This window comes from Ramlibacter sp. (assembly GCF_050250995.1).
Classification (GTDB): Bacteria; Pseudomonadota; Gammaproteobacteria; order Burkholderiales; family Burkholderiaceae_C; genus Ramlibacter.
The window spans coordinates 13436-39268 of the sequence record NZ_JBFWNP010000014.1 but is presented as its reverse complement, the minus strand read 5'-3'; the positions used below and the strand labels follow the sequence as shown (position 1 = coordinate 39268).

The 25833-nt window shown below is 69.1% G+C and carries 30 protein-coding genes; 10 read left to right on the top strand and 20 right to left on the bottom strand.

The window, feature by feature from the left end:
• Positions 1–19: 19 nt before the first annotated feature.
• The 3 genes from AB7E83_RS11855 to AB7E83_RS11845 form a co-directional block, all read right to left on the bottom strand.
• Entirely contained in the window at positions 20–340 is a 321-nt protein-coding gene (locus AB7E83_RS11855; protein WP_428569505.1) for a hypothetical protein, read from the bottom strand.
• 107 nt (positions 341–447) lie between these two features.
• A complete protein-coding gene (locus AB7E83_RS11850) occupies positions 448–738 on the bottom strand; it encodes a type II toxin-antitoxin system RelE/ParE family toxin (RefSeq protein WP_428569502.1) in 291 nt (96 codons plus the stop codon).
• A complete protein-coding gene (locus tag AB7E83_RS11845; protein ID WP_428569499.1) occupies positions 735–1037 on the bottom strand; it encodes a CopG family ribbon-helix-helix protein in 303 nt (100 codons plus the stop codon). The genes AB7E83_RS11850 and AB7E83_RS11845 overlap by 4 nt, the downstream gene beginning before the upstream one ends.
• Before the next feature lie 86 nt (positions 1038–1123).
• Here AB7E83_RS11845 and AB7E83_RS11840 point away from each other — a divergent pair, with 86 nt between their 5' ends.
• Positions 1124–1687 carry a deoxycytidylate deaminase gene (locus AB7E83_RS11840; RefSeq protein ID WP_428569497.1) on the top strand — a complete coding sequence of 188 codons (564 nt, stop codon included), beginning with the start codon at positions 1124–1126 and terminating at the stop codon, positions 1685–1687.
• Between the two features lie 15 nt (positions 1688–1702).
• On the opposite strand, the gene guaD is transcribed toward AB7E83_RS11840, so the two are convergent.
• The 8 genes from guaD to AB7E83_RS11800 form a co-directional block, all read right to left on the bottom strand.
• Positions 1703–2980 (bottom strand): guanine deaminase, encoded by a 1278-nt coding sequence (guaD, locus tag AB7E83_RS11835; RefSeq protein WP_428569496.1) that lies wholly within the window; start codon positions 2978–2980, stop codon positions 1703–1705.
• 4 nt (positions 2981–2984) lie between these two features.
• A complete protein-coding gene (locus AB7E83_RS11830) occupies positions 2985–4061 on the bottom strand; it encodes a BMP family ABC transporter substrate-binding protein (RefSeq protein ID WP_428569493.1) in 1077 nt (358 codons plus the stop codon).
• 60 nt (positions 4062–4121) lie between these two features.
• Positions 4122–6566 (bottom strand): penicillin acylase family protein, encoded by a 2445-nt coding sequence (locus AB7E83_RS11825; protein ID WP_428569490.1) that lies wholly within the window; start codon positions 6564–6566, stop codon positions 4122–4124.
• 10 nt (positions 6567–6576) lie between these two features.
• Positions 6577–7626: an adenosine deaminase gene (locus tag AB7E83_RS11820; RefSeq protein ID WP_428569487.1), complete on the bottom strand. Its 1050-nt coding sequence runs from the start codon at positions 7624–7626 to the stop codon at positions 6577–6579.
• A gap of 56 nt (positions 7627–7682) precedes the next feature.
• Entirely contained in the window at positions 7683–8750 is a 1068-nt protein-coding gene (amrS, locus tag AB7E83_RS11815) for an AmmeMemoRadiSam system radical SAM enzyme (protein WP_428569485.1), read from the bottom strand.
• Entirely contained in the window at positions 8747–10156 is a 1410-nt protein-coding gene (amrB, locus tag AB7E83_RS11810; protein WP_428569482.1) for an AmmeMemoRadiSam system protein B, read from the bottom strand. The genes amrS and amrB overlap by 4 nt, the downstream gene beginning before the upstream one ends.
• 56 nt (positions 10157–10212) lie before the next feature.
• Entirely contained in the window at positions 10213–10443 is a 231-nt protein-coding gene (gene infA / locus AB7E83_RS11805; RefSeq protein ID WP_428569480.1) for a translation initiation factor IF-1, read from the bottom strand.
• A 196-nt stretch (positions 10444–10639) separates the two neighbouring features.
• Entirely contained in the window at positions 10640–11068 is a 429-nt protein-coding gene (locus AB7E83_RS11800) for a MarR family winged helix-turn-helix transcriptional regulator (protein WP_428569478.1), read from the bottom strand.
• A 90-nt stretch (positions 11069–11158) separates the two neighbouring features.
• Between AB7E83_RS11800 and AB7E83_RS11795 the strand changes: the two genes are divergently transcribed.
• Together AB7E83_RS11795 and AB7E83_RS11790 are read left to right on the top strand one after the other, a co-directional pair.
• On the top strand, positions 11159–11626 hold the full coding sequence (locus AB7E83_RS11795; RefSeq protein ID WP_428569475.1) for a tripartite tricarboxylate transporter TctB family protein: 468 nt from the start codon (positions 11159–11161) through the stop codon (positions 11624–11626).
• A 10-nt stretch (positions 11627–11636) separates the two neighbouring features.
• A complete protein-coding gene (locus AB7E83_RS11790; RefSeq protein ID WP_428569472.1) occupies positions 11637–13139 on the top strand; it encodes a tripartite tricarboxylate transporter permease in 1503 nt (500 codons plus the stop codon).
• 46 nt (positions 13140–13185) lie between these two features.
• On the opposite strand, the gene AB7E83_RS11785 is transcribed toward AB7E83_RS11790, so the two are convergent.
• Together AB7E83_RS11785 and gshA are read right to left on the bottom strand one after the other, a co-directional pair.
• Positions 13186–13803, bottom strand: coding sequence for a hypothetical protein (locus tag AB7E83_RS11785; RefSeq protein ID WP_428569469.1), 618 nt, complete (start codon positions 13801–13803; stop codon positions 13186–13188).
• A gap of 150 nt (positions 13804–13953) precedes the next feature.
• Positions 13954–15507 carry a glutamate--cysteine ligase gene (gshA, locus tag AB7E83_RS11780; protein WP_428569466.1) on the bottom strand — a complete coding sequence of 518 codons (1554 nt, stop codon included), beginning with the start codon at positions 15505–15507 and terminating at the stop codon, positions 13954–13956.
• Positions 15508–15673: 166 nt separating this feature from the next.
• Between gshA and AB7E83_RS11775 the strand changes: the two genes are divergently transcribed.
• Together AB7E83_RS11775 and AB7E83_RS11770 are read left to right on the top strand one after the other, a co-directional pair.
• A complete protein-coding gene (locus tag AB7E83_RS11775; protein WP_428569463.1) occupies positions 15674–16006 on the top strand; it encodes a hypothetical protein in 333 nt (110 codons plus the stop codon).
• Positions 16007–16039: 33 nt separating this feature from the next.
• Entirely contained in the window at positions 16040–16513 is a 474-nt protein-coding gene (locus AB7E83_RS11770) for an SRPBCC family protein (protein WP_428569460.1), read from the top strand.
• A gap of 45 nt (positions 16514–16558) precedes the next feature.
• Here AB7E83_RS11770 and AB7E83_RS11765 read toward each other — a convergent pair whose 3' ends face one another.
• Positions 16559–17227, bottom strand: coding sequence for an alpha/beta hydrolase (locus AB7E83_RS11765; protein WP_428569457.1), 669 nt, complete (start codon positions 17225–17227; stop codon positions 16559–16561).
• Between the two features lie 136 nt (positions 17228–17363).
• On the opposite strand from AB7E83_RS11765, the gene AB7E83_RS11760 reads away from it, so the two are divergent.
• Entirely contained in the window at positions 17364–17729 is a 366-nt protein-coding gene (locus AB7E83_RS11760; RefSeq protein WP_428569454.1) for an HPF/RaiA family ribosome-associated protein, read from the top strand.
• A 12-nt stretch (positions 17730–17741) separates the two neighbouring features.
• Here the strand turns inward: AB7E83_RS11760 and AB7E83_RS11755 are convergent, their stop codons facing one another.
• Positions 17742–18833 (bottom strand): serine hydrolase domain-containing protein, encoded by a 1092-nt coding sequence (locus tag AB7E83_RS11755; RefSeq protein ID WP_428569452.1) that lies wholly within the window; start codon positions 18831–18833, stop codon positions 17742–17744.
• A gap of 48 nt (positions 18834–18881) precedes the next feature.
• On the opposite strand from AB7E83_RS11755, the gene AB7E83_RS11750 reads away from it, so the two are divergent.
• Both AB7E83_RS11750 and AB7E83_RS11745 read left to right on the top strand, forming a co-directional pair.
• The gene (locus AB7E83_RS11750; protein ID WP_428569449.1) at positions 18882–19748 is read left to right on the top strand and encodes an NUDIX hydrolase; all 867 of its coding nucleotides are present in this window, start codon (positions 18882–18884) and stop codon (positions 19746–19748) included.
• Between the two features lie 251 nt (positions 19749–19999).
• Entirely contained in the window at positions 20000–20443 is a 444-nt protein-coding gene (locus AB7E83_RS11745; protein WP_428569446.1) for a DUF4864 domain-containing protein, read from the top strand.
• 170 nt (positions 20444–20613) lie between these two features.
• On the opposite strand, the gene AB7E83_RS11740 is transcribed toward AB7E83_RS11745, so the two are convergent.
• The 5 genes from AB7E83_RS11740 to AB7E83_RS11720 all read right to left on the bottom strand — a co-directional run bounded on the left by AB7E83_RS11740 (position 20614) and on the right by AB7E83_RS11720 (position 23750).
• Complete coding sequence (locus tag AB7E83_RS11740; RefSeq protein WP_428569444.1) at positions 20614–21234, bottom strand: L,D-transpeptidase; 621 nt, start codon at positions 21232–21234, stop codon at positions 20614–20616.
• Between the two features lie 106 nt (positions 21235–21340).
• Positions 21341–22270 carry a hypothetical protein gene (locus AB7E83_RS11735; RefSeq protein WP_428569442.1) on the bottom strand — a complete coding sequence of 310 codons (930 nt, stop codon included), beginning with the start codon at positions 22268–22270 and terminating at the stop codon, positions 21341–21343.
• A gap of 26 nt (positions 22271–22296) precedes the next feature.
• Complete coding sequence (locus AB7E83_RS11730; protein WP_428569439.1) at positions 22297–22461, bottom strand: hypothetical protein; 165 nt, start codon at positions 22459–22461, stop codon at positions 22297–22299.
• Positions 22462–22553: 92 nt separating this feature from the next.
• Positions 22554–23471: a DUF808 domain-containing protein gene (locus AB7E83_RS11725; RefSeq protein WP_428569656.1), complete on the bottom strand. Its 918-nt coding sequence runs from the start codon at positions 23469–23471 to the stop codon at positions 22554–22556.
• A gap of 99 nt (positions 23472–23570) precedes the next feature.
• Positions 23571–23750 carry a hypothetical protein gene (locus tag AB7E83_RS11720; protein ID WP_428569438.1) on the bottom strand — a complete coding sequence of 60 codons (180 nt, stop codon included), beginning with the start codon at positions 23748–23750 and terminating at the stop codon, positions 23571–23573.
• Between the two features lie 104 nt (positions 23751–23854).
• Here AB7E83_RS11720 and AB7E83_RS11715 point away from each other — a divergent pair, with 104 nt between their 5' ends.
• Together AB7E83_RS11715 and AB7E83_RS11710 are read left to right on the top strand one after the other, a co-directional pair.
• Positions 23855–24565, top strand: a complete 711-nt coding sequence (locus AB7E83_RS11715; protein WP_428569435.1) for a c-type cytochrome — start codon at positions 23855–23857, stop codon at positions 24563–24565.
• The gene (locus tag AB7E83_RS11710; protein WP_428569432.1) at positions 24562–25833 is read left to right on the top strand and encodes a c-type cytochrome; all 1272 of its coding nucleotides are present in this window, start codon (positions 24562–24564) and stop codon (positions 25831–25833) included. Before AB7E83_RS11715 ends, AB7E83_RS11710 begins: the two co-directional genes overlap by 4 nt.

Below are 25833 nucleotides of genomic sequence, written 5' to 3'. Positions count from 1 at the left end.
AGACGGCCGCGCGGCCGGGTCAGCGAATGACGAAATTCACGGGCGTGGCGCCCATCACGCGCGTGTCGGAAGCGGCAACGGCGGAGGCGGCGTCGTCCCCGTTGCCGGCGATGCGCGCCGTACACGAACCGATGGTGGCGCCGGGGATGTACTGCAGGCAGTCGGCGAGCGCGGTCTGCTGCATCTGGAATTCGGCATGCCGTGCCTCGGCCTTCTCGACCTGCCCGCTGCACAGCATCACGAGCGCTACCAGCTGGCCGACGACGAGGGTCCCGACCACCGCCCAGAACATGGGGGTGCGCGGGACAACGGTTTCGGGTTCCAGCCACTCTTGTTTCATCGCCGCGCTCCTTGGATGTCTTGATCGTAGGCGGGCGCGCGCGGCCGCGCCGCTCGCCGCCACCGCATCCCGCTGTAGGACAGGATCGGTGCGGTTGGGCGCGGCCGTCAGTGGTAGCCGGCCTCGCGCTGGTGGCGGATGGCCATGACGGTGGCGATGTCGGCCACTTCGTCGTAGTGGTAGAGCGCGAGGTAGCCGCTGCGTCCACGGGAGATGACGAGTTCGCGCGACTCGAGATCGTACGGCCGGCCCACTTCCGGGTGGATTTCCAGAATGGCGAGAGCATCCGCCAGCAGCGACGCGGTGCGCGCCGCTTCTTCCGGACGTGAATCGAGCAGGAAATCGCACAGCCGCTCGATGTCCGCCTGCCCGCGCGGCGTGACGATCACCTGCGTCACGGCTTGCGCTGCATCAGGGTCTTGAGCGACTTGAGCTTGGGTTTCGCGGGCGACTCGCCGCGCGCACGCGCCCGGAGATACGCGATCATCTCCTTGCCGTCGTACGCCTTGCCCGACGCGATCATCTCGGCGCGCGCCTGCATCGCGTCCTGGTAGAAAGAGCTGCGCTTCTCGCGCCGCTCGAGTTCGCCTTCGATCGCGCTGACCATGAGCGCGTGGGGCGTGGTGCCTTCTTCGGCGGCGATGCGTTCCAGCCGCGACCGGGTGTCTTCGGAGAGCTTCACGGAAATCGTCTTCATGTCGGGTACTGCGATCGGGACTGCTGCGGGACTCCCGTCGGGAGTGCTACCATGGTAACACCCCAGTCTGTGTACGATCAAGCCCCATGGCCACGCCCGAACCGAAGCGCACCGCACCCGCCGCCCTCCTCGACTGGGATTCCATGTTCATGGGCGTCGCCCTGCTCGCCGCGGCCCGCTCGAAGGACCATCGCGCGCGCAACGGCGCCTGCATCGTGAGCCCCGACCAGCGCATCATCGGCGTCGGCTACAACGGCCTGCCGCGCGGCTGCGACGACCAGGACCCGGTGTTCTGGTCCGACGACGACAGCGACCCCTATCATTCGCGCCACAGCTATGTCGTGCACGCCGAGATCAACGCCACGCTCAACTGCGTGGTGCTGCCGCTGACCAACGCGCGCATCTACACCACGCAGTTCCCCTGCCCGCGCTGCACGCAGGCGATCATCCAGGCCGGCATCACCTCGGTCGTCTACCTGCGCGAGAAGCCGCACCACGAACGCGCCAACCTGGCGGCGCGCAGGATGTTCGAGGCGAGCCGCGTGGACTGCCGGCACATGGACGAAGTGAACGCAAAGGCGTTCGCGTGGACGAGCGGGCTGGAGAACTTCCTCGGGCCGCTGCAGGGGCATTCCGAGGAAGACGTCTAGGGCGCGCCGCGCCCCTCAGGACACGACGGTCCGCTCGATCACGCGGTCGTCGCCCAGCACGATCAGCGAGAACAGCAGTTCGTCGAGGTTTCGCGCCTGCGAGGTCTTGCGCGCGAGCAGCGGGGTGGCCGCCGGGTTCAGCACCACGAAATCGCCTTCGCAGCCCGGCTGCAGATTGCCGATCACCCCTTCGAGTCCCAGCGCCTGCGCGGCGCCTGCCGTGTGCTGCCACCAGAGGTTCTGGGGGCCGAGGCTCACGCCGGGCTTGGTCTGCCCTTCGCGGCCCACGTAGTACGCCGCGAGCATGGTGTGGAACGGATTGAAGCTCGTGCCGCCGCCGACGTCGCTGGCCAGCCCGTGCCGGAACCCGATGCGGCGCGCGCCTTCGTAGTCGAAGAAACCGGAGCCGAGAAAGAGGTTGCTGGTGGGGCTCACCGCCGCCGCCGCGCCGGTCGAGCGCATCAGCGCGCGGTCTTCGTCGTCGATGTGGATGCAGTGCGCGTAGATCGCCCGCTCGCGCATGAGGCCGAAGCCGTCGTACACCGAGAGATAGCTGCGCGCGTCCGGGAACAGCTCGTGCGCCCAGCGGATCTCGTCCTTGTTCTCGGCGACGTGCGACTGGATCCAGACGTCCGGGTACTTCGCGGCGAGTTCGCCCGCCCCGCGCAGCTGCCCGGGCGTGCAGCTCGGTGCGAAACGCGGCGTGATCGCGTAGCCGAGCCGGTCCACGCCGTGCCAGCGGCGGATGAGCGCCTCGGTGTCGACGAGCGACTGCTCCGTCTCGTCGCGCACGCCGTCGGGCGAATGCCGGTCCTGCAGCACCTTGCCCGCGATCATGCGCAGGCCGCGCGCACGGGAAGCCTCCATGAGCGCATCGACCGAACCCGGATGCGAGGTGGCGAAGGCGAGCGCGGTCGTCACGCCGTTGCGCAGGAGCTCGTCGAGGAACACCTGCGCCACGCCCGCTGCATACGCAGGGTCGGCGAAGCGCGACTCGTGCGGAAAGGTGTAGTTGTCCAGCCAGGGCAGCAGGCCTTCGGCGGGCGAGCCGATCACGTCCGTCTGCGGGAAATGGATGTGCAGGTCGACGAAGCCCGGCGCGAGGATGCGCCCCGGCAGGTCCTCGATGGCGACGCCGGGATAGTTGCGCGCGAGCGTGGCGTACGCACCGGCGGCGCGTACGACCTTCCGGCCGTTCGCATCCGGGCCGATGACGAGCAATCCGTCCTCGTCGTGGATCGCGGCGCCCGTGTCCTCGTCGAATCGCAGCAGTGCGGCGCGGTATCCCTTCATGCCTTCATTTTGACGCCTTGCCGACGACCCCGGCGACCAGATAGTCCATGGCGAGGATCTGCGCGTCGCTCATCACGGCGCCGCGCGCGAGCACCGGCCGCCCGGTGTTGTCCTCCAGCGGCCCGGTGAACGGGTGCAGCTTGCCGGCCGCGATGTCGCGCTGCCGCGCCAGCACCTGCTCCTGCACCGCCTTGGGCACGCGCGTGCCGAAATCGCCGACGCGGATCATCCCGTCCTTCACGCCGCCCCAGACGGCGCCGCTCTTCCAGGTGCCGTCGAGCACCGCGCGCGTGCGGCGCGTGTAGTAGTCCCCCCAGTGGTGCGTGACGGCCACGACCTGCGCGTCGGGCGCGACCTTGCGCATGTCGGAGTGGTAGGCGATGGCGAACTTTCCGCGCTCCTGCGCGGCGGCCATCACCGCCGTCGATGCGGTGTGGAAGGCGATCACGTCGACGTCCTGGTTGAACAGCGCCATGGCCGCGTCGCGCTCGCGCGGCGGGTCGAACCACGCGTTGAGCCACACCACCTTGACCGTCGCGTTCGGCTCGACCGAACGCATGCCGAGCGCGAAGGCGTTGATGCCCTGCAGCACCTCGGGAATGGGAAAGCCGGCGACGTAGCCGGCCACGTGCGTCTTGCTCATGCGCGCAGCCGCGACGCCCGCGAGGTAGCGACCCTCGTAGTAGCGCGCGTTCGCCACGGCCACGTTGTCGGCCGTCTTGTAGCCGGTGATCGATTCGAACTTCACGCCGGGAAAGTCGCGCGCCACCTTCAGCGTCGGCTCCATGTAGCCGAAGCTCGGGGTGAAGATCAGCTTGTGGCCGCTCGCCGCCATCTCGCGGATCACGCGCTCGGCATCGGCACCCTCGGGAACGTTCTCGACGAAGCTCGTCTTCACGCGGTCGCCGAGCGCGGCCTGCACCGCGAGTCGGCCCTCCTCGTGCTGGCGCACCCAGCCGGCGTCGGTGATGGGCGCGACATGGAGAAAGCCGACCTTCAGCGGCTCGGCTTTTTGCGCGTTCGACGAAGGGGAAAGAAAACAACAGGCGGCCGCGAGCGCGGCAGCGAGGTTTTTGTACATGGTGGTCCTCTACATGGCAGAGGCCGCGGAACTGCGGCCTCTTGCAACCCCGATTTTAGTTCAGGGTGTCAACGTGGAGGCGTGCCGCCATGCGGAGGGGTTGAGCTGAAGCGTCCGATAGCGGACCTGCGCCCACTCCTGGCTCATGTCGCGGTAGCGCGAACTGAAGACGAGACCGCTCTGCCCCGTCTGGTAGATGAATTGCGACTTCTCGAGGTCCGCGAGGTCGTACACCGCGCGCAGGCTCGCGGCGTGCCGGTTCGCGAACGGCATCTTCGGATCGCTCGCCCAGTACTGGCCCACGTTCACGGTCCAGGGGTCGCCGCCGGTGGGAACGCGCACGTCGAAGAACCTCGCGAGCACCGCGACATTGCCGAGCGGACGGTGGACCGACATCGCCGGATGCGCCTTGCCCCAGCGCCAGAGCGCGACATCGCGGCCCTGTTCGGCGACGATGCGGTCGAGCGCGCGGTCCAGCGCCTTGGCCGAGTCCACGCCGCAGCCCGCGGGGTCGCACCACGAAGCCGACGCTTTCGGTTCGAGGAGCATCGTCTCGAGGCCCGCGCGGAACGTGCGCTTGCCGTAGAGCGACCGGAACCGCGCCTCGCCGATCTTCGGCACGACGAGCCCGCGCGTCAGTTCGTCGGCCCACACCGAGAGCACGAGCGGCGCGGCGCCATCGGCCGACATCGTTCCGTCGAAGTCCCTGAACAGGGCGAGCGCGCCCTCGGCCTGCGGATGCGTACTCTTCGTCGCGCGCAGGATCGGCAGCAGGCGTTGCGCGGCCAGCGACACGATGTCGGCCTGCACGTCGCGCATCGACTGCGCCGTGTGCTTCGGCGTCTTCGCCAGGAGCGTTTCGATGCGGTCGAAGCGTTCCGCCGAATTCCAGTCGCTGCCGATGAAATGCGGATAGTCCTTGCCGTGGATGCGCTGGTTGGCCGTCGCATGCCAGCCCTTCTTCTCGATGGCGGCGTGCGCCACGCGCGGCGTCTCGCTCGCGGGAATCCAGCCGGCCCAGTCGTACTTCGCGTCCCAGCCCGGCGCGGGCGCGACGCCGCGCAGATCGTTCTCCGGCCTGCGCAGCGGCACGCGTCCGATGGCCTGGTAGGCCGTCCTGCCCTGCGTGTCCGCGGCCACCACGCTCTGCATCGGCGAGTGGTGCGCGGAATACGCCTCGAACAGCTCGTCCGCCGTCTGCGCATAGTTGGCGCGCAGGCCGGCCGCGACCGTCAGGTTGTCGGCGTCGAGCGCGGACCAGCGCAGGGCGAGCGCATAGCGCTTCGTGTCGATCACTTCCTCGTAGGGCGCATGGCCATGGCTCAGCACGGGACCGTGGCGCGTGGACAGCACCGTCAGCTTCTCGTCCGGCCGTCCCTTGACCTTGATCGTTTCCTCGCGCGAGTCGAACTCGGCCCAGCCTTCGGGGGTGCGGTAGCGCTTCGCGTTCGCGGGATCGATCTGCTCCAGGTACAGGTCCTGCACGTCCGGGCCGGTGTTGGTGAAACCCCAGGCCACGCCCGCGGTGCGGCCCAGGACCACGGCGGGCAGGCCGGGCAAGGTCGCGCCGATGGCATCCAGCGGCTTGCCGCCCGGCAGCGCGGGCGCCTTGATGCGCGCGAAATACCAGATCGCGGGCGCGCTCAGCCCGAGGTGCGGATCGTTCGCGACGAGCGGCTTGCCGCCTTGCGTGTGCGAGCCCGCCACGACCCAGTTGTTGGAGCCGATGCCTTCGAGGTGGCCGAGGCCGCGCGCCCATTCGTCGAGGGGGTGCGTGTTGACCGCCGTCTTCGCGGGCGTGGCCCCGGCGGGCCGGTACACGTTGAGGGAGCGATACAGTGCCGCGAGGTCCACCGCCGTCGCCGGGGCATCGCCGGCGTACGGCGGCATGAGCTGCCACAACTGCTGCGTGTCGAGCCGCTGCAGCACGGCCAGCCGCGCGAACTCCGTGCCCCAGTTGCCGCCGAGGTCGAGCGCCATCATCAGCGCCCAGCCCATGCTGTCCTCGGGCGCCCACGCGCCGGGCTTGACGCCGGTGAGGTGGAACTCCGGCGGCAAGGCCTGCGAGCCCGTTGCATGAAAGGCGTTGATGCCGTTCGCATACGCGACGAGCAAGGGCTTGTACTCCGCCGGCAGCGCGGCCCACTGGGCCTTGGCGGCGCGCATGATGCCGAGCCTGCGCATCAGCTTGTCGGTGTCGAGCGTCGTGGCGCCGAAGGCCTCGCTCAGTTCGCCACGCATCACGCGCCGGTTGAATTCGAGCTGCCAGCCGCGCTCCTGCGCATGCACCCAGCCGAGCGCGAAGTAGGCATCGGCCTGGCTCCGCGCCTCGATGTGCGTGACGTCGGACGCATCGCGCCGCACCTGCACCGGCGCGGCCAGGCCCGCGGCGCGGACTTCGCCATCGAGCGCGGGAAAGCTGCGCCACACGTAGACGGCGGCCGCGGCCATGGCGAGCAGCACGAGCGCGAGCAACGCCTTCAGCGTCAGCTTGAAGATCCGCATCGGCGTCTCCTCAGGCCGAACCGGCGAAGCGGGCAAAGGTCTCTTCCACCCGGTCGACGTAGCCGCGCTTCGCGGCGGCGGAGGCGAAGCTGCCCTCGAAGCTGTTGAGCGTGAGCTGGCGCGCGTGCTTCGCATCCATGCCCGTCGCGGCGAACACCTCGACGAAGTTGTCGTTCATGTAGCCGCCGAAATAGGCGGGGTCGTCCGAGTTGACGGTGGCGACCAGCCCCGCATCGAGCAACTGCCGCAGGTTGTGCTGCGCGAGATCGGGGAACACGCACAGCTTCAGGTTCGACAGCGGGCACACGGTGAGCGGAATACGCTCCCGCGCGAGCCGACGCATCAGGTCGGGGTCCTTCACCGCCTGCACGCCATGGTCGATGCGTTCGGCCTTCAGCATGTCGAGCGCCGACCGGATGTACTCGGGCGGCCCCTCTTCGCCCGCATGCGCCACGCGGTGCAGCCCGAGCTCGCCGCAGCGTGCGAAGACCTTCGCGAACTTTTCCGGCGGATGGCCCACCTCGCTCGAATCCAGCCCCACGCCGATGATGCGGTCGAGATACGGCATCGCCTGCTCGAGCGTCTCGAACGCCTCGGCTTCGCTGAGGTGCCGCAGGAAGCACAGGATGAGTTCGGCGTCGATGCCGAGTTCCGCCTTCGCGCGCACGCAGGCCCGATGCAGCCCGTTCACCACCGTCTCCATCGCCACGCCGCGCGCGGTATGCGTCTGCGGGTCGAAGAAGATTTCGGCGCGCAACACGTTGTCGGCCTTCGCGCGCAGCAGGTAGGCCCAGGCCATGTCGTGGAAGTCGTCCTCCTTCAGCAGCACGCTGGCCCCGGCGTAGTAGATGTCGAGGAAGGACTGCAGGTTGCTGAACGCGTACGCCCGGCGCAGATCCTCGACGCTCGCATAGGGCAGCGCGACCCGGTTGCGCTTCGCGAGCTGGAAGATCAGCTCGGGCTCCAGCGATCCTTCGATGTGGATGTGGAGTTCGGCCTTCGGCAGCGCACGCAGCAGGTCGGGCAGCGATGCGGGCAGGGATGCGGGCGGGGTGCTCATGGTGCGGCCAGCATACCCGCTGCGGACCCCGGCGTCCGTTACCGGGAGCGCCTGCCTCAGGCGGCCAGCCGCACCGGGATGCGCCTGCGGCCGAAGTCGCCGGCCTTCTCCGAAAAACGGCCCGCGATCGGCTGCGCACAGTGCGCGCACTCACCGGCGGGCGTGAGCGCATACCGCTCGATCGCATACCGGTCGCGCTCGATCACGGGCGCCTTGCAGGCGGGGCAGAAGGTCGTGTCGCCTGCCTTGTTATGGACGTTGCCGGTGTACACATGGTTCAGGCCCTCACCCATCGCGATCTCGCGGGCCCGCACGAGGGTCGCCAACGGCGTCGCACCGATCTCGCGCATCTTGTAGTCGGGATGGAAGGCGGTGAAGTGGAGGGGCACGTCGGGGCCGAGTTCGCGCCGCACCCATTCGCTCAACGACTTGAGCTCCGCCGGATCGTCGTTCAGTCCCGGAATCAGCAGGGTCGTGATCTCGAGCCAGCAATCCGTCTCGTGGCGGATGAAGGCCAGCGTGTCCAGCACCGGCTTCAGGTGCGCGCCCGTCTGGCGGAAATAGAAAGATTCGGTGAACGCCTTCAGGTCGACGTTCGCCGCATCCATCTTCGCGTAGAACTCGCGCGCGGCCGCGAGGTGGATGTAGCCGGCCGTGACCGCGACCGTCTTCACACCCTGCGCATGGCAGGCATCGGCGGCGTCCATCGCGTACTCCGCGAAGATCACCGGGTCGTTGTACGTGAACGCCACGCTCTGGCTGCCGACCTGCCGCGCCGCCCGTGCGATGGCGTCGGGCGAGGCAGAGTCCATCAGCCGGTCCATGTCCTTCGCCTTGCTGATGTCCCAATTCTGGCAGAACTTGCAGGCGAGGTTGCACCCCGCCGTGCCGAACGACAGCACGCTCGAGCCCGGATGGAAGTGGTTCAGCGGCTTCTTCTCGATGGGGTCGACGCAGAAGCCCGAGGAGCGGCCGTAGGTCGTGAGAACGATGCCGTCGCCCTCGCGCATGCGAACGAAGCAGTGGCCGCGCTGGCCGTCGTGCAGCTTGCAGTCGCGCGGGCACAGGTCGCACTGGATGCGGCCGTCCTCCAGCGCGTGCCACCAGCGGCCGGGGTGGTTCATTCGCCGCCCTCTGCCTTCTCTTCGCGCCACTTGCGCACGGTGTAGCGCTCCATCCGCACGTCGGGCGACCAGAAGTCCGGAGGCAGTCCGGCCTTGGCCTTCAGGTGCGCGAGGAACCGGCGCGGATCGGGAAGTTGCTCCCATACCTGCGGCAGGAACGTGGCGCGGCGCGTGCCGGCGCGCAGCACGATGCCGTCGATGCCGGGGCGCATCTGCGCGAGCGCATCCGCTTCGCTGCGCACGGGCATCGGCGCGGGCGGCGAGAGCAGCGAGACTTCGACGCCAAGGTCCGGCCATTCGCCCGCCTTCAGCGGCGGAAAGCGCGGGTCGTGCAGCGCCGCGGCCACGGCGTTGTGCCGCACGTCGTCGAGCAGCGTGCGATGGGCCTCGAGCGTGCCGATGCAGCCACGCAGTGCGCCCTTCATCGTCAGGGTGACGAAGGTCGCGCCCTGCCGCTGCAGCCAGGCGGCGCCCTCCGGAGCCCCGGCGGCGACGCCGATGGCCTGCGCGATGGCGGCGCGGGCGATGGGCAGCAGGATCGCGCCGGCATCGTCGGGCACCTCGCCGGCCCGCGGCGCCGCCGCCTTCGCGTCGCCGCCGTCCGGCGCATCGTCGAAAGCGAGCGACGCATAGCCGACCACGCGATCGCGGTCGCCGGCCGTATCGCCCGAGTTGCACAGCTTCACCAGGCGCGACGCCAGGCCGCGCTTGCCGGCCGCCAGCAGCAAGCCATTGACCGGCGTCGCACCGCAGGCCTGCCGGTGATTCAGCGTCGCACGGCCCGACAGCATGGCGTCGACCGTCGCGCGATCGACCTGCTGCGCGTTCGCATAAGTCAGGTAATGCGAGAGATCGGAGCTGATGACGATGAGGGTCTCGCGCCCGCCCCACACCGCGTCGAGCACCTGCGCCACCTCCTGCGGCGTCGCGTCGCCCACGGCCAGCGGCAGCAGCGCGAAGACGTCGCCCAGCACTTCCTGCAGGAAGGGCAGTTGCACCTCCAGCGAATGCTCGTGCGCGTGCGCGGGCGCGCTCGTCACGACCTGCGGCAACGAGGCGATGGCACGCGCGCCTTCTTCATCGAGCGGCACTTCGCCCAGCGGCGTGCGGAAGGCCGACGCGCCGGGCAGCGCGAGCCCGCGCACCGGCACGCGGTGGACCGGGCCGAGCAGCACCACGCGCCGGACGATACCGCGCGCGGGTGCGAGTTGCGCGAAGGCTTGCGCCGCCGTGGCGCCCGAATACACATAGCCGGCATGGGGAACGATCAGCGCCTTGGGCCACGATTCATGGGTCGGCCGGGCCGGGGCCGCATCGAGCAGCCGGCGAACCGTGTCGCGAAGGGTCGTGGCTTCGCCGGGATAGAACATGCCGGCGACTGCGGGAGCGCGAATGGCGGAGGTCATCCAGACAAGATAGGGGCTTGCCCCTCGCGGCGCAAGCCGCGCCCGCGGCGAACGCTTTAGCCGCGTCCGGGCAGATGGCGGAACATGATCCGCCCCTTGCTCAGGTCATAGGGCGAAAGCTCGAGCGTCACGCTGTCGCCCGCGATGATCCGGATGTGGTGCTTGCGCATCTTGCCGCCGCTGTACGCGACCAGCTCGTGGCCGTTGTCGAGGATCACGCGGTAGCGGGAGTCGGGCAGCACTTCGGCCACCTTGCCCCGCATTTCGATGAGTTCTTCTTTCGCCATGACCCGGAATTGTAGAACTCGTCGCGCCGGGGCAAATCGAGGGCAGGTTCGGATTGCGCGCCGGGGCGAGCCGTAGCAGAAGGGTACGGCCCCGCGGGCTTCGCACGATTCGCGACTGCAAATGAAAGTACGCAATTCATGGCGCGTCGGCAATAGGGGCCGGCGGGAGCCGGCGGGCGCCGGGGCCGTGCCCGCCTCAGTCCCGCGCCGCTTCGATCACCGCCGCCAGTTCAGGCAGGTGGGACTGCAGCTGAGGGGCGAGCCGGTCGAGCAGGCGGCGGCCCTTCGCGGTCGGATGGACCTCGACCATGCGCGCGTCGAGCGCGTTCGGCACGCGGCGCACCAGCCCGAGCTCCTCGCAGCGGGTGACGAGCGCGACCACGCCATGCGGCGCGGACTGCAGGCGCTCAGCCAGCTCGCCGATGCTCGCCCATTCGCGCCCGGGGAAACCCTGAGTGTGCAGCAGGAGGTAGTACTGCAGAGCCGTCACGCCCGCTTCGCGCGCCACTTCCTCGCCGAAGCGCAGGAAACGGCGGACCTCCCAGCGCATGCGCGACATCCGCTCCAGCCCTTCCTTGTCGAGCGGAGCGAGTGACCCGATCGACGGGGATTTGCGCTTTGCCATCCGGTAACTCTACACGGCGCAACCGGCGTGCCTGACCGTTTTCTGTCATGGTGTGATGCATTTACATCATGTAGTGATATAAAACGCCGAATGAGTACCAGGATCCGAAACCAGCAGGACTTCGCCGCCGGCATCGTCTACATCCTCGCCGGGGCGGGCTTCGCCCTCGGCGCCCTCAACTACAAGCTCGGCGATCCGGCGCGCATGGGCCCGGGCTGGTTCCCGTTCTGGGTCGGCGTGCTGCTCGCGGCGGTCGGCGTGTGGACGCTGGCGAGCGGCATGCGCGCGCGGGCCGCGCCGGCGAAGGTCAAGTCGCCGGACCTGCGGGCCATGGCCTGGATCCTCGGCGCGGTGATTCTCTTCGGCCTCATGCTGCAGCCGGCCGGGCTGATCGCGTCCATCGTCGTGCTCGTGCTCGTCTCCAGCCGCGCGAGCCACGAGTTCTCCTGGCGCGGCGCGTTCGCCAACGCGGCCTTCCTCACCGTCTTCAGCACCGCGGCATTCATCTGGGGCATCAATCTCCAGATCGCGCTGTGGCCCTCGTTCCTGATGAACTGAGCACCGCGCCATGGAACTGTTCTCCCACCTCGCGCTCGGCTTCCAGACCGCGCTGACCCTGCAAAACCTCTTCTTCTGCCTCATCGGCTGCGTGCTCGGCACGCTGATCGGCGTGCTGCCGGGGCTCGGCCCCTCCACCACCATCGCGATGCTGCTGCCGATCACGTACTCGCTGCAGCCGGTCGCCGCGCTCATCATGCTCGCGGGCATCTACTACGGCGCGCAGTACGGCGGCTCGACCACCGCCATCCTCGTCAACCTGCCCGGCGAGGCATCCTCGGTCGTGACCGCGATCGACGGCTACCAGATGGCGCGCAAGGGCCGCGCCGGCGCGGCGCTCGCCACCGCCGGCATCAGTTCCTTCCTCGCGGGCTGCTTCGCCACGCTCGTGCTCGCCGCCTTCGCGACCCCGATGTCCGAACTCGCCTTCAAGTTCGGGCCGGCCGAGTATTTCTCGCTGATGGTGCTCGGCCTCGTCGGCGCCGTCGTCCTCGCCTCGGGCTCGCTCATCAAGGCGATCGGCATGATCCTGCTGGGCATCGTGCTGGGCCTGGTCGGCACCGACGTCAACTCGGGGGTTGCGCGCTACTCGTTCGACGTGCCGGAGCTCACCGACGGCCTCAATTTCGTCGCGCTGGCGATGGGACTGTTCGGCTTCGCGGAGATCATCGGCAACGTGGAGCAACGCGAGCACCGGGAGACCTTCACGAGCCACGTGTCCAACCTGTTTCCCACGCGCGACGACTTCCGCCGCTTCATCCCCGCGGCCCTGCGCGGCACCGTGCTCGGCACGCTGCTGGGCATGCTGCCCGGCGGCGGCGCGACGCTCTCGGCCTTCGCGTCGTACACGCTCGAGAAGAAGCTCTCGAAGCACGCGCGCGAGTTCGGCCACGGCGCGATCGAAGGCGTGGCGGGTCCCGAGGCCGCGAACAACGCGGGCGCGCAGACCTCCTTCGTGCCGCTGCTCACGCTGGGCATTCCGTCCAACGTGGTGATGGCGCTGATGGTGGGGGCGATGACGATCCACAACATCCAGCCCGGCCCGCAGGTGATGACGAGCAACCCCGAACTGTTCTGGGGCCTCATTGCCAGCATGTGGCTCGGCAACGCCATCCTCATCATCCTCAACCTGCCGCTGATCGGCATGTGGGTGAAACTGCTGAAGGTGCCCTACCGCTACCTCTACCCCGCCATCCTCGTGTTCTGCTGCATCGGGGTCTACTCGATCAACAACAACGTGTTCGACGTGTTCGTCACGGTGGGCTTCGGCGTGCTGGGCTACGTGTTCGCGCGCTGCGGGATGGAGCCCGCCCCGCTGCTGCTGGGCTTCGTGCTGGGTCCGATGATGGAGGAGAACCTGCGCCGCGCGCTGCTGCTCGCACGTGGCGACTTCTCCACGCTGGTGACGCGCCCGCTGTCGCTCGGTCTCCTGATCGCGACTGTTGGAATGATTGCCATCGTCGCGCTGCCCGCGTTCAAGAAGACGCGGGAGGAGGCGTTCCAGGAGGCTTGACGGGCCATTTCGTCATTCCCGCGAAGGCGGGAATGACGTCCGGGAATCAGCCGAGCAGGCCGCCGATCAGGTCGACCACCAGGGCGGTCTGCGGCGACAGCAGCGCGATGTCGTTGCCGACGCGCACGTAACGGTAGCCGTACGGCACCGGCGGCAGTTGCACCAGCACCGGTTGCGGCACGGTGTAGTAGGTCACGCCGGCCGGGACCGGCTGGCCGAGCGCGAGCCGCTTCGCGTGGCCGGGCGGCAGGCAGCCGTTGTGCTTCTTCGCGAGTCCCGGCGGGCAGGACTTGCCGACCGGGTAGTTCGTCACGTAGTAGTTGCGCACGACGGTGCGGTGCCGGTCGTTGAAGAAAGTGCCGACTCGGATGTCCTGGCGCCGGCGGTCGTCGCGGCGCGCGGCCGGCGCGGCGTGCGCATGCGCCCGGCGATCGTCCTTCCAGGCGCGCTCGGCTTGCTTGTCGGCACGCTTCTGCGCCTTCTCGAACTGCTTCCGCGCATGCTTCTCGGCCTTGTCGGCATGCTTCTGCGCGTGTTTCTCGGCCTTGTCGTGGCCGTGGCCATTTCCATGGCCATGGCCGCCCTTCTCCGCGAAGGCCGGCGACATGGACAGCGAGGCGGCGAGGGCCAGGCCCGCAAAGGTGAGCAGTTTCGAATCGGTCATGGTCTTTCCCCTGTTCAACGTGTGACAGCTGATCGACGCAGACTTTGAACTTCAGGCTGACTCCCGCCTGTAGGACGCACACGCAAGTCGCCGCACGGCGCGTCATACGCAGGCTCGGCCGTGAAGGCCTTCACGGAACCGGAGACGGGATCAGGCCGCTGCCAGGACGGAACCGGCGGCTTCCTTCGAGAGTTCGAGACGTTCGGGCGAAACGTACTGCTGGCGGAAAGCCTCGAAGGGCACGTTGTCCACGGCCTCGATCGCCGCCTGTTCCTCGATCGACTGCTTCGCCGCCGCTTCGAGACGCGTCTGCACGGCCGCCGGGTACGGCAGCTTCAGCAAGGTCGCCTTGGACCGCTGCGATTGATCGAGCACGAAGGACGTGAAGCCGTTTTCGTGGTCCTTCGCCATGGCCGCGAGCACACGCGCCGAGGGCAGCATGTCGGGGTCGGAAAGCAGCGCCTCCGCCGCGCGCACCGCGTCCGAGTAATCGGTGGTCGCATGCGCGGCGTCGAGCTGCGCCGCGATGGGCTTGCAGGCCGCGACGATCTCCGCGCCCCAGTCCGTCAGGCCGACTTCGCCGCCGTCGCGCTCGAGCAGGAGGCCCGGCTGACGGCCGTAAGCGGCGGTCTTGTGCTGGTTGCGGCCGAGCGCCGCGATCTCCGCCGGCGTGTCGGGCGGGCTGTCGGCCTGCAGGCAATGCAGCAGGAACACGTCGAGGAAGCGGATCGTCTGCGCCTTGATGCCGATGGGCACGAAGGGGTCGAGGTCCATCAGCCGCACCTCGACGTACTCGACGCCGCGCTCGCGCAGCGCATGCAGCGGACGCTCGCCGGGGCGGATGACGCGCTTGGGCCGGATGGTGCCGTAGAACTCGTTCTCGATCTGCAGCAGCGTCGTGGAAAGCTGGTTGTATTCGCCGCCCGGGTTCACGATGCCCACGGCCTCGTAGGCCGCATACGGCCGCGTGAGGGCGTCGTGCAGCGAGGCGGCATAGCCGTCGAGGCTGTTGTAGCTCACGGCCAGGCTCGCCTGCGCCTCGCTCTGGTAGCCGAGGCGGCCCATGCGCAGCGACGTGCCGTAGGGCATGTAGACGGTCTGCGACGTGAGCGATTCGAGTTCGTGGCGGCGGCCGGTGACGAAGCTCGAACACGCCGCGGGCGACGCACCGAACAGATAGAGCAGCAGGAAGGCGTGCCGGCGGAAGTTGCGGATCAGCGCGAAGTACTGAGCGTCGCTCACGCCCGGCAGCGACCAGTTGTAGTGGATGCCGCTGATGGTCTGCATGCGCCGCCCGTAGCGGTGCGCGAGGCCCATGCGATAGACGCTCTTGGCGCGCCCGACGTTGGACGAACCGTAGCGGCCGATGGGAATGTTCTCGTCGGCCGGCAGGTTGCACGGCATGCTGCTCACCCACATCAGCTCGTCGCCGAGCGCGCGATAGGTGAACTGGTGGATCTGCGTGAGCTCCTCGAGGCACTGCTCCACGCTGGCATGCACGCCGGTGATCAGCTCGAGCTGCGCTTCGCTGTAGTCGGTGGTGATGTTCGGGTGCGCGAGCGCGGAGCCGATCGCGGCCGGATGCGGCGTCATGGCGAGCAACGCGCCGCTCGTGGCGCGCAGGCTCTCCTTCTCGATGCCGCGGCGAATGCCCTTGAGCCGCTCGGGCGGAAGCATTGCCGGGGGCTGCGTTAGTTTGCTCATGAACCTGTCGTCTCTTCTCTCGGCGGGAAGTTAGCACCTTTGGGCAATCCGTGCTTGCGCAAGGCCGGGCATTTTCCGCTAGACGGCGCCCCCTAGACCTTTAGGTCGCGCGCCCTATGCGGCATGCGGAGAATCCGACCGATTCAACGCAACGGAGGTTTCGATCATGTACGCAAGGCAATTCTCCACCGTGGCCGAGCAGGCCATCGACGGCTTCGACAGCACCGCTCGCACCGCCATCGGCGCATGGCGCGAAGGCGGCGAGAGGTTCGGCGCCTTCGCCCGGGAACGCTGGGATGCCGCGCTGCAGCAATCGAGCGGGCATCTCGCCGCGGAGACGAAGCGCAACGCCAACCATGCGCGCGACGTCTTCGGCGACCTTTACACGCGCGGCGTCGCGCTCACGGCCGGCGGCGCCGAAGCGGCGGTGGACACCGTGGTGAACGCTGCGCGCGGCGCGCTCGAACGCGCGGCCGCCTGGCGGCAGTCCCGGGCCTGAGTACACTCGCCTCACGACGACGAGGAGACCCGCATGGCCATCACGGTGCCGATCGACCTGGGCTACGAATTCGAGGTGAAGGCGAAGTACGACGACGTCTTCGGCGTCCTCTCGGACGTCCCCGCCTCCGTGGCCCATTTCCCCAAGGTGGACAAGCTCACCGACCTCGGCGGCGGCGTCTACAAATGGGAGATGCAGAAGGTCGGCACGCCGCAGGTCAACATCCAGACCGTCTACGCGAGCAAGTACGCGAGCGACAAGGCCAAGGGCACCGTGAAGTGGACGCCGGTCAAGGACGTCGGCAACGCGCAGGTCGGCGGCAGCTGGAAGATCGCCGACAACAAGGGCAAGTCGACGAAGATCCTGCTGAAAATTCAGGGCACGGTCGACGTGCCGCTGCCCGGCCTCATGAAGATGATCGTCGAGCCGGTGGTCGCCGGCGAGTTCGAGAAGCTCGTGGACAAGTACATCGCGAACCTCGTGAAGAAGTTCGGCGGCGAGGTCTGATCCTCGCGCGCCTCGCGCGCCGCGCGCGCCTCGTGCCGCCGCCCGTCAGGCCAGCACGCGCAGCAGCCACTCGTTGAGGTCGTGGACCTCCTGCGGCGACACCGAATGCCCCATCGGGTACTCGTGCCATTGCACCTCGTAGCCGAGCGACTGCAGCTGGTCGCGCGAACGCTCCGCGCGTTCGAGGTCGATCATCTCGTCGACCGAACCGTGCGCCAGGAAGATCGGCAGCGCCTTGTTCGCCTCGCTGCGTTCGGCCGCCAGGCTCTCGCCCAGCGGCAGATACCCCGACAGGCCCGCGATGCCCGCGAGCCTCTCCTCGTACCGAAGCCCCGACAGCAGCGACATCGCGCAGCCCTGCGAGAAGCCGCTGAGCACGATGCGCGACGCGGGAATGCCGCCCGCGACCTGCTGGTCGATCAGCGCATGCACCGCCGCCATCGAAGAGCGCAGCCCTTTTTCATCCTGGACGCCCTGCGACTCGGTGCCGAGAATGTCGTACCACGCCCGCATGCGGTAGCCGCCGTTGATCGTCACCGGGATCACCGGCGCGTGCGGGAAGATGAAGCGGATGGGCCCCTTCACCGCCTCCAGGTCCAGCTGCTCGGCGATCGGCACGAAGTCGTTGCCGTCGGCGCCGAGGCCGTGCAGGATGATGATGCAGTTCGTCGGATTCGGCGCTGTTTCCGCGACGATGCCTTGAAGCTCGGCCATGCTTGAATTCTCCTTGGATTGCGTCCGAGCATAAACCCGGCACGCCAGCCGAGTCCGACAGCCCGACGCTGGCTTGCCTGCTTGCGCCCCGCACGTGCCGGGTCAGACTGGGATCAAAGAGAAAGGAATCATTCCAATGCATGTACAGGTCAATACCAGCAACGGCATCGACAACACCGAAACGCTCGAGAAATGGGCGACGGACTATCTCAACGATCACTTCGCGCGGTTCAGCCAGGACATCACCGCGATCGAAGTGCATCTCACCGACGAGAACCACGGAACCAAGGGCGGCGCCGACGACAAGCGCTGCATGCTCGAGGCGCGCCTGACCGGCCATGCGCCTGTCGCGGTGACGCACCATGCCGCCAACCAGGACCTCGCATTCCGCGGCGCGGCCACGAAACTGTCCAATGCCCTGGAGCATGCCTTCGGCAAGCAGGACCGCGCGGGCGACCACCGCGCCCGCGAGACGATCCGCCGCGAAACCACGGCGATGTGATCCGGCTGCGCTCTACCCCCTGGCCGTTCCGTTCGCGGATGAGGCGGCCAGGACGCGCGCGACTCGGGCGACGAAGCCGGTCGCGTGCGGACCGTCGAGCCAGCGCACGACGATCACCGCGTCGTGCTCCGGATCGACCCATGTGTAGTGCCCCCCCGCGCCCGTCATGAAATAGCTCGAGCGCGAGGCATCCGGGAACATCGCGCCATCCACGTTGAGCCAGAGCAGCGAGCCGTAGAAGGGCGCGACGGGCGATTGCTTTCGCATGCGCTCGACCCAGCCCGGCGGCAGAAGGGGCCGGCCCTCGTGCATGCCGCCGTCGAGCATGAGCTGGCCGATGCGCGCCTGGTCGCGCGCGGAAATCGACACGCCGCCGCCCCAGTGGGAGCCGCCCGGCACCGACTGGATGCGCTGCCCGCCGATGTCGACCCAGGCGTCGTCGTAGCCGACCCATTGCCAGCCGCTGCCCGCGGCGCCGCCGCCGAGCGGATGCAGGATCGCCTCCTCGAACACCTGCTGCAAGGGCCGGCCGAAAAGATGCAGCAGCGCGAGCGACAACTGGTTGATCCGCACGTCGTTGTATTCCCAGTACGTGCCCGGCGCGTGCAGTTCGCGCCGCTCGCCCTTCTTCCCCGTCGGCGGCTTGGGATCGTGCGGCACGCGGCGGTGATGTTCCACCTGCTCGGGCATGCCGAGGCAGTCGCCCTGCCACTCGCTCGTCTGCTGCAGCAGGTGCGTCCACGTCACCGCGCTGTTGTGCGCGTCGTCGAAGCCGATGCCCGGCAGGCGCGCGGCGACCGGCGCGTCCACGTCGGGCAGCAGGCCGCGCATGTGCGCCACGCCGGCCAGCAGCGCGAGATAGGTCTTCGCGACGCTGAAGGTGAGGTCCGCGCGGTCCGGCTCGCCCCAGGCCGCGACCTCGCGCCCGTGCCGCCGGATCACGCCGGAGACACCGCCGCGCGCATGCACCGGCCCGCGCAGGCGGTTGTACGGCGGCGGATCGTCGTGATGCACGCCCCAGCGCGCAGGCTCCGCGGCCGGATCGCGCGGCCAGCCCACTTCATGCGCCTGGGCGTAGGCGATGGCTTCGTTGTATTCGAACATGTCGCCAGCATAACGGCCCCCACGGCCGGGCTCTGCTAGTCTCGACGAATGAAATCCGATGCCGAACTCCAACACCCGGCGCCGCTGCCCTCCGCCACCGTCGTGCTGTTGCGCGACGGCCGCGAGGGCCTCGAGATCTTCCTGCTGGAGCGGCACGGCCAGTCCGACGTCCTGGGCGGCGCCTACGTGTTCCCCGGCGGCAAGGTCGACCGCAAGGACCCCGAACTGACCGGCCGGCTCGACGTCGATGCGGCCACGCTGCACAAGACCCTGGGCGAGCCGGAGATGGACGAGCGCACGGCGGCGGCGGTCTTCGTGGCGGCCATTCGCGAGGTCTTCGAAGAGACGGGCGTGCTGTTTGCCGACGATGTCGGCCCCGATCGGGCCAACGCCGCGTGGAAGTCGCTGCGTGAAGGCCGCGGCTTCGACGAAGTGACCGCCGGCCTGCGGCTCCAAGTCGGCGGACTCGTGCCTTGGTCGCGCTGGGTCACGCCGATCATCGCGGGCGTGGTTCGCAAGCGTTTCGATGCGCGCTTCTTCATCGCGCGCGTGCCGGGGGACCAGGTGGCGCACCACGACGACCACGAGGCCGTGGCGAGCCTCTGGCGCACGCCGCGCGCGGCCCTGCAGGAGTACTGGGACAACCGCATCGCGCTCGCGCCGCCGCAGATCATGACGCTGGCCGCGCTGTCGCGGCATGCGGATGCCGAAAGCGCGATGGCCTTCGCGCGCACGCGCCCGCCGCCGCGCATCGCGCCGGTGACGTGGTTCGAGCCGAACGGCGACCGCGTCGCCTGCTACCCCGGCGACGAAGGCCATCCCGAGCGCGAGCGGGCGATGCCGGGGCCCACGCGGCTCTATACGCGCAACAACCGCTTCGAGCCCGAGGGCGGCTTCGACGCGCTGTTCGGCTGAGCCTCGGCGCCCAGCGGGCGCATCCCGGCCTCACAACGCGCCCTGAACCCCGCCTACACGCGGTCGGGCACCGCCCCTGCGCGCGCGCCACGCGGAGCCGGCCATAGTCGATCTCAAGCCGGCCGGGCCCGCGCTACAACGACAGGTATCGAGCTTTCCGCCTCCGCAAGCGAAAAGCACAGAACATTGTCCAGCGGGCCCCGGCTGCTTGCCGCGGATGCACCTCTTCCCCCGGCACCGAGATCGCCTCCATGAACCCGATGATCATGCGCTTCCTGGTCCTCGCCGCGATGGCGCTGGCCACCTTTTCGATGCAGTCGCGCGCACGCGCCGAAGGCATCTCCGACACCGACATGCTGAAGGTGCAGACCGTGATCGCCGCGCAGCTCGCAGCGCTCACGGCCGACGACGCCGACCGCGCTTTCGAGACGGCGACGCCCGAGGTGCGGCAGGACGTGGGGAGCGCGGAGCGCTTCCTGCAGCTCGTGCGCAGCACCTACCCCATGGTGTACCGGCACAGCGCGGCGAACTTCCTCAAGCCCGAGGTCGAGCGCGGTCAGGTCATGCAGCTCGTGCAGCTGAGAGACGCCAACGAGAAGACCTGGCTGGTGCTCTTCGCGCTCGAACGCCAGGCCGACGACACCTGGCGCATCGGCAGCTGCCTGGTGGCCGAGACGCGGCAGCAGGACGTCTGACGCGCGTTTGCAGATTCATCCAATGAAAAGGCCGGGTCGAACCCGGCCTTTTCGCTCCCTGATGCGGCACCTGCGTGACAGCAACTTCTGTTGCTTCAAAGAATAGGCAGGTGCCAACGCGTGGCGCGTCGGCCGGCGCTGTCGGCGCGTGTCGGTCCTGCTCCTACGTCTCACAACTCGCGAAACAGACCTTGGGACGACATCCGTTCGGGCATCACGTAGACCACGCCCGGTCCCCGGCCGAGCACGCGCTGCACGACTTTCTCGTAGAACGCGACGGGCACCACCACGCAGCCGGCCGACACGCGCTTGTCGTACACGCCCGGCGTGGCGAGGCGGTCGACGCGCATCTTGAAGGAACTGCCGGGCCGCACGCGATGAATCGCGAAGGCGCTCTCGTAGTCGACCCACACGACGTGCTCGCCGGTGTGGTTGCGCCCGGGCCCGGACACGAAGCGGCCCGCGGGCGTGGTCATGTCGTCCTCGCGCACTTCGCCGCGCTCGGTGCGCAGGCCCACGCCGGGCACGATGTGGTCGCCCGGCGCGGCGCCGAGCAGGACCGGGGTGGACGCGACGAGCCTGCCCCGGCGGTCGAACACGTGCATGCGGGCGCGTCGCTTGTCGACGATGGCGAAGGGTTTGCCGGCGTGGTCTCGCCCGCGCAGGATCCGCTGGGAGAGCTCTTCCGCCTGAAGCGAAAGCGCTGGCGCGCCCGCCACTGCCGAGCCACCCGCCACGGCCAGCAGCACGCCAAGCACGGCGGCGTGCGCCGTGTTCGCCCACGATCGCATCGCAGAGCCCCCCTCCGTTTTAGGAAGGGCTCATCCTAGCAAGCGCGGCCGTCGGGCAACAAGAGGTGAATTTGTAAAACCGCGCGGCCGGCGCACGCGGTGCATGTCAGATGCGCTCGGGCCTCGCGACGTCCTGGCGCGGTGCGCGCACCGCCTGCACGTCGACTTTGGCGCTCACCTGCTTCAACTTCTCCGCATGGCGGGCCTGCAGCAGCGGCGAGGTCACGTCCCAGGCGCCGAATACGTCCTCGGGCGTGCGCACCTCAGGAAGCACGTAGACCACCGCACCGGACTCGCGGACGTTCGGACTCAGCACCCCTTCGTAGAACTTCACGGGCAGGTTGATGCAGCCGAATGAAATGCGGTTGTCCGCATGCGTGGCGGAGGCCAGGCGCTCGAGCCGGCGCTCGGCCTTGTTCGTCGGCCGCACGCGATGCATGGACACGGCCGCGTCGTAGTCGACCCACACGATGTCTTCGCCGCTGAGGTTCTTGCCCGGCTGCGCGATGAAGCGGCCGGCCGGCGTGGTCTTCTCGTCGGGCTTCACCTGCTCCAGCGGCTTCTCGCCGATGCCGGGAACCGTATGGTCGCCGACCGCCGAGCCCAGCAGGGCGGGCGTCTCGCCGATCAGCCGGCCCTCGGGGCCGAAGACGTAGACGCGCGCGAACTTCTTGTCGATGACGACGATGGAGCGCGCGCCGTTGTCGCGCGTGTACACGGCCCAGTTCGCGACGAGCGTCGCATCCTTCGACGGCTTCGCATCGCGGAAATCGGCAAGACGCAGGGGGCGAGGATCGGGTGCGGGCGCGGCAGGCGCGGCCGCTTCCGGTACGGCCAGAGGCGGCGCCGTGACAACCGGGGGTTGCGCCTTCGACACGACGGCCGGCGGCGGCGCATGGCGCTTGGCCTGGATCACCCATGTCGCGGGCACGACGACGGCGAGCAAGGCCACGCCGATCAGCGCGCCGTTGCGCAGGGCGATCCAGAACTCCGAATTGCCGGAAGGCGTTTCGCCGGGACGGGACGTGTCCTTCATGTTCTCGCTCGCGTTTGCGGGCCGCCTCAGTGCGGGTCGCCGCCCGAGACTTCCTGGTTCCAGGCCTCGATCTGCAGCATGGGCACGGCGCATTCGAAGCCGAAGGCGTAATCGCCGTCCATGTCGGCCGGACGCGGCGCCTCGACGAAGGCGATGGGGGTGGGGATGGCCGTCGTGGGCTGGATGTCCATGATGGAAGGCTCCGCTGTGTGGAGCTTCCATTGTTCGGTCAGGGGGCCGGACGGTTCATCCGGCGAGGGCGCATTCGCGCGTAGGAGACGAACTACGCCTCGGCTTTGGTTCTCGCGAAGACGCGCTTGCCGAGCGTCACGCCCGCCAGCACGAGGCCGCCCGCCACGATGCCGACAATGGCGTCCGCGATCATGGACACGAGCCAGCTCATTTTGCCGAACCCGTGCGACAGCGACTCCACCGCGTGGTGCAGCGGGGGGATGCCGTGCTCGAGAATGCCGCCGCCCACGAGGAACATGGCGGCGGTGCCGGCGACCGAGAGCGTCTTCATCAGCCAGGGCGCGGCGACGAGGATGCCGCGGCCGATGGCCTGCGCCGCCGCGGTGGCGCGCTTCGTGAGGTACAGGCCGAGGTCATCCAGCTTCACGATTCCGGCCACCAGTCCATAGACGCCGATGGTCATGATGAGGGAAATGCCGACCAGCACCGCGAGCTGGGTCGTGAAAGGTTGCTGCGCCACCGTGCCCAGCGAGATCACGATGATCTCGGCCGAGAGAATGAAATCGGTGCGGATGGCACCCTTGATCTTTTCCTTCTCGACGGCGACCACGTCGACCTGCGGGTCCGACGTGGCGCGCACCAGCGCTTCGTGATGCGCCTCGTCCTCCTGCTTGCTATGGAGGAAGCGGTGCGCGAGCTTCTCGAAGCCCTCGTAGCAAAGGAAGGCGCCTCCGATCATGAGCAGCGGCGTCACCGCCCACGGCGCCACGGCGCTGATCGCGAGCGCGGCCGGCACGAGGATCGCCTTGTTGACCATCGAACCCTTGGCGACGGCCCAGACGACGGGCAGCTCACGGTCGGCGCTGACGCCGCTCACCTGCTGCGCATTGAGCGCGAGGTCGTCGCCCAGGACGCCGGCCGTCTTCTTGGCGGCGACCTTGGTCATCACCGAAACATCGTCGAGCAGGGTCGCGATGTCGTCGAGCAGGAGAAGCAGGCTGGCCATCAGCCGATCATGGCACAGCCGTGCGCATCGCGGGGGTCAGCCGCCGGCCGATCCGCCCGCTCCCGCGAGGGCGCGACGCGCGCTTCGCGGCCTTCCAGGCGCTCAATGGTTTCCCGTGCGGTACGGGCTTCGAGGCACGTACTTGTGCTCCCCGTCCGGAATGGGCTCCGCGCTCGGGTCGGGCCGCTTGCGCGTGGCGTTGGTTCCTTCGTCGCGGCCCGTCGGCGTGCGGGCGGCGCCGTCCTGCGCCCGGGGCGCTCGGTTGCGTCGATTGAGGTTCATGCCGCCAAGGTAGCGCAGGGCGCTTCGTGCGTGTGTAGGCACCGGCCGGTGGTTCGCGCAAAACTTGAAACGGGCTGTGTTGCGCGGCGTGGCATAGTCGCCGCATGCTCCGTTTCCTCCTCGCGCTCGCGCTTTCGGCCGCGGCGCTTTCCTCGGGGGCCGCGCCCGCGTTCGAAGACTCGATGGCGCAGCGCACCCGGGCCTGCACGATCTGCCACGGCAAGGAAGGCCGCGCCGGCCCCGACGGCTACTACCCGCGCATCGCCGGCAAGCCGGCCGGCTACCTGTACAACCAGCTGCTCAACTTCCGCGACGGCCGCCGGCATTACGCGTTGATGACGCGGCTGCTCGATCCGCTGTCCGACGCCTACCTGCTGGAGATCGCGAATCACTTCGCGGGTCTCGACCTGCCCTATGCGCAGCCGCCGCGCAGCGCGCTCGCGAACGCGGCGCTCGAGCGCGGGCAGGCGCTGGCGATGCAGGGCGACGCGCTGCGCGGGCTGCCCGCGTGCGCAAGCTGCCACGGCGCCGCGCTCACGGGCGTGCTGCCGAACACGCCCGGGCTGCTCGGCCTGCCGCGCGACTACCTGAGCGCGCAGATGGGCGCCTGGCGCTCCGGCCAGCGGCGCGCGCATGCGCCGGACTGCATGGCCGACATCGCGCGCCGCCTGGGCGCCGACGACATGCAGGCGGTGATCGGCTGGATCGCATCGCAGCCGGTGCCGGCCGCTGCGAAGCCGGTGGCGGCACTCGCGAAACCCGCGCCGGTCGCCTGCGGCAGCGCCGCACTGCCGGCGGGGAGGCAGGCGCCATGAGGAAGGTTCTTGCAGGCGTCGTCCTGGTCGTCGCGCTGCTCGCGGCGGCGGTGTGGGCGCTCGGCGTGAGAACGCCGGGCGACGACGCGGAGTCGGCAGCCGCTTCGCCTTCCGCGGCGGATGCGAAGCGCGGCGAGTACCTCGCGCGCGCCGGCAACTGCATGACCTGCCACACCGAGCGCGGCGGCGCGGCGTACGCGGGCGGCCGTGCGATCCACACGCCCTTCGGCACCGTGTTCGCGAGTAACCTCACGCCGGACCGCGAGACCGGGCTCGGCGAATGGACACCCGCCGACTTCTGGCGGGCGCTGCACCACGGCAAGTCGCGCGACGGCCGCCTGCTCTCGCCCGCGTTCCCGTACAACTACTACACCGAAGTGACGCGCGCGGACGCCGACGCGCTCTACGCCTACCTGCGCACCCTGCCCCCGGTCAAGCGCGCCAACCGCGCGCACGAGCTGCGCTGGCCGTACAGCTCACAGGCCGCGCTGGCGGTGTGGCGAGCGATGTATTTCCGTCCGGGCGTGTACGAGCGCGTTGCCGCGAAGGACGATACGTGGAACCGCGGCGCGTACCTCGTTCGCGGGCTCGGCCACTGCGGCGCCTGCCACACCGCGCGCAACGTACTGGGCGCGAGCGCCGACCTGATGGACTTCTCCGGCGGCCTGATCCCGATGCAGAACTGGTATGCGCCTTCGCTCGCCTCGCCCACCGAAGCGGGCGTGGCGGACTGGCCCGTGGCCGACATCGCGCAATTGCTGCGCGACGGCGCCTCGCCGCGCGGCACGGTGCTGGGCCCGATGGCCGAGGTCGTGCTGAACAGCACGCAGCACCTGTCGGCCGGCGATCTCGAGGCGATGGCCGTGTTCCTGAAGTCGCTGCCCGTCGCGGCGACGCAGGCCGCACCGAGCGAAGTTCCGCGGGCCGCCGAGCCCGTCGCCCGGCGCGGCGAGAAGCTCTATGGCGATCACTGCGCGAGCTGCCACGGCGACCGGGGCGAAGGCGTGCGCGATGCGTATCCCGCGCTCGCCGGCAACCGCGCCGTCACGCTGCCGGCGACGGCCAACCTGGTGCAGATCGTCATGTTCGGCGGCTATCCGCCGTCGACGCAGGGCAATCCGCGCCCTCATGGCATGCCCCCGTTCGCGATGCTGCTGAACGACGCGGATGCCGCGGCGTTGCTGACCTACATCCGCGGCGCCTGGGGCAACAAGGCGATGCCGGTGAGCGAGCTCGAGGTCGTGAAGCAGCGCGGCAGCACCCAGTAG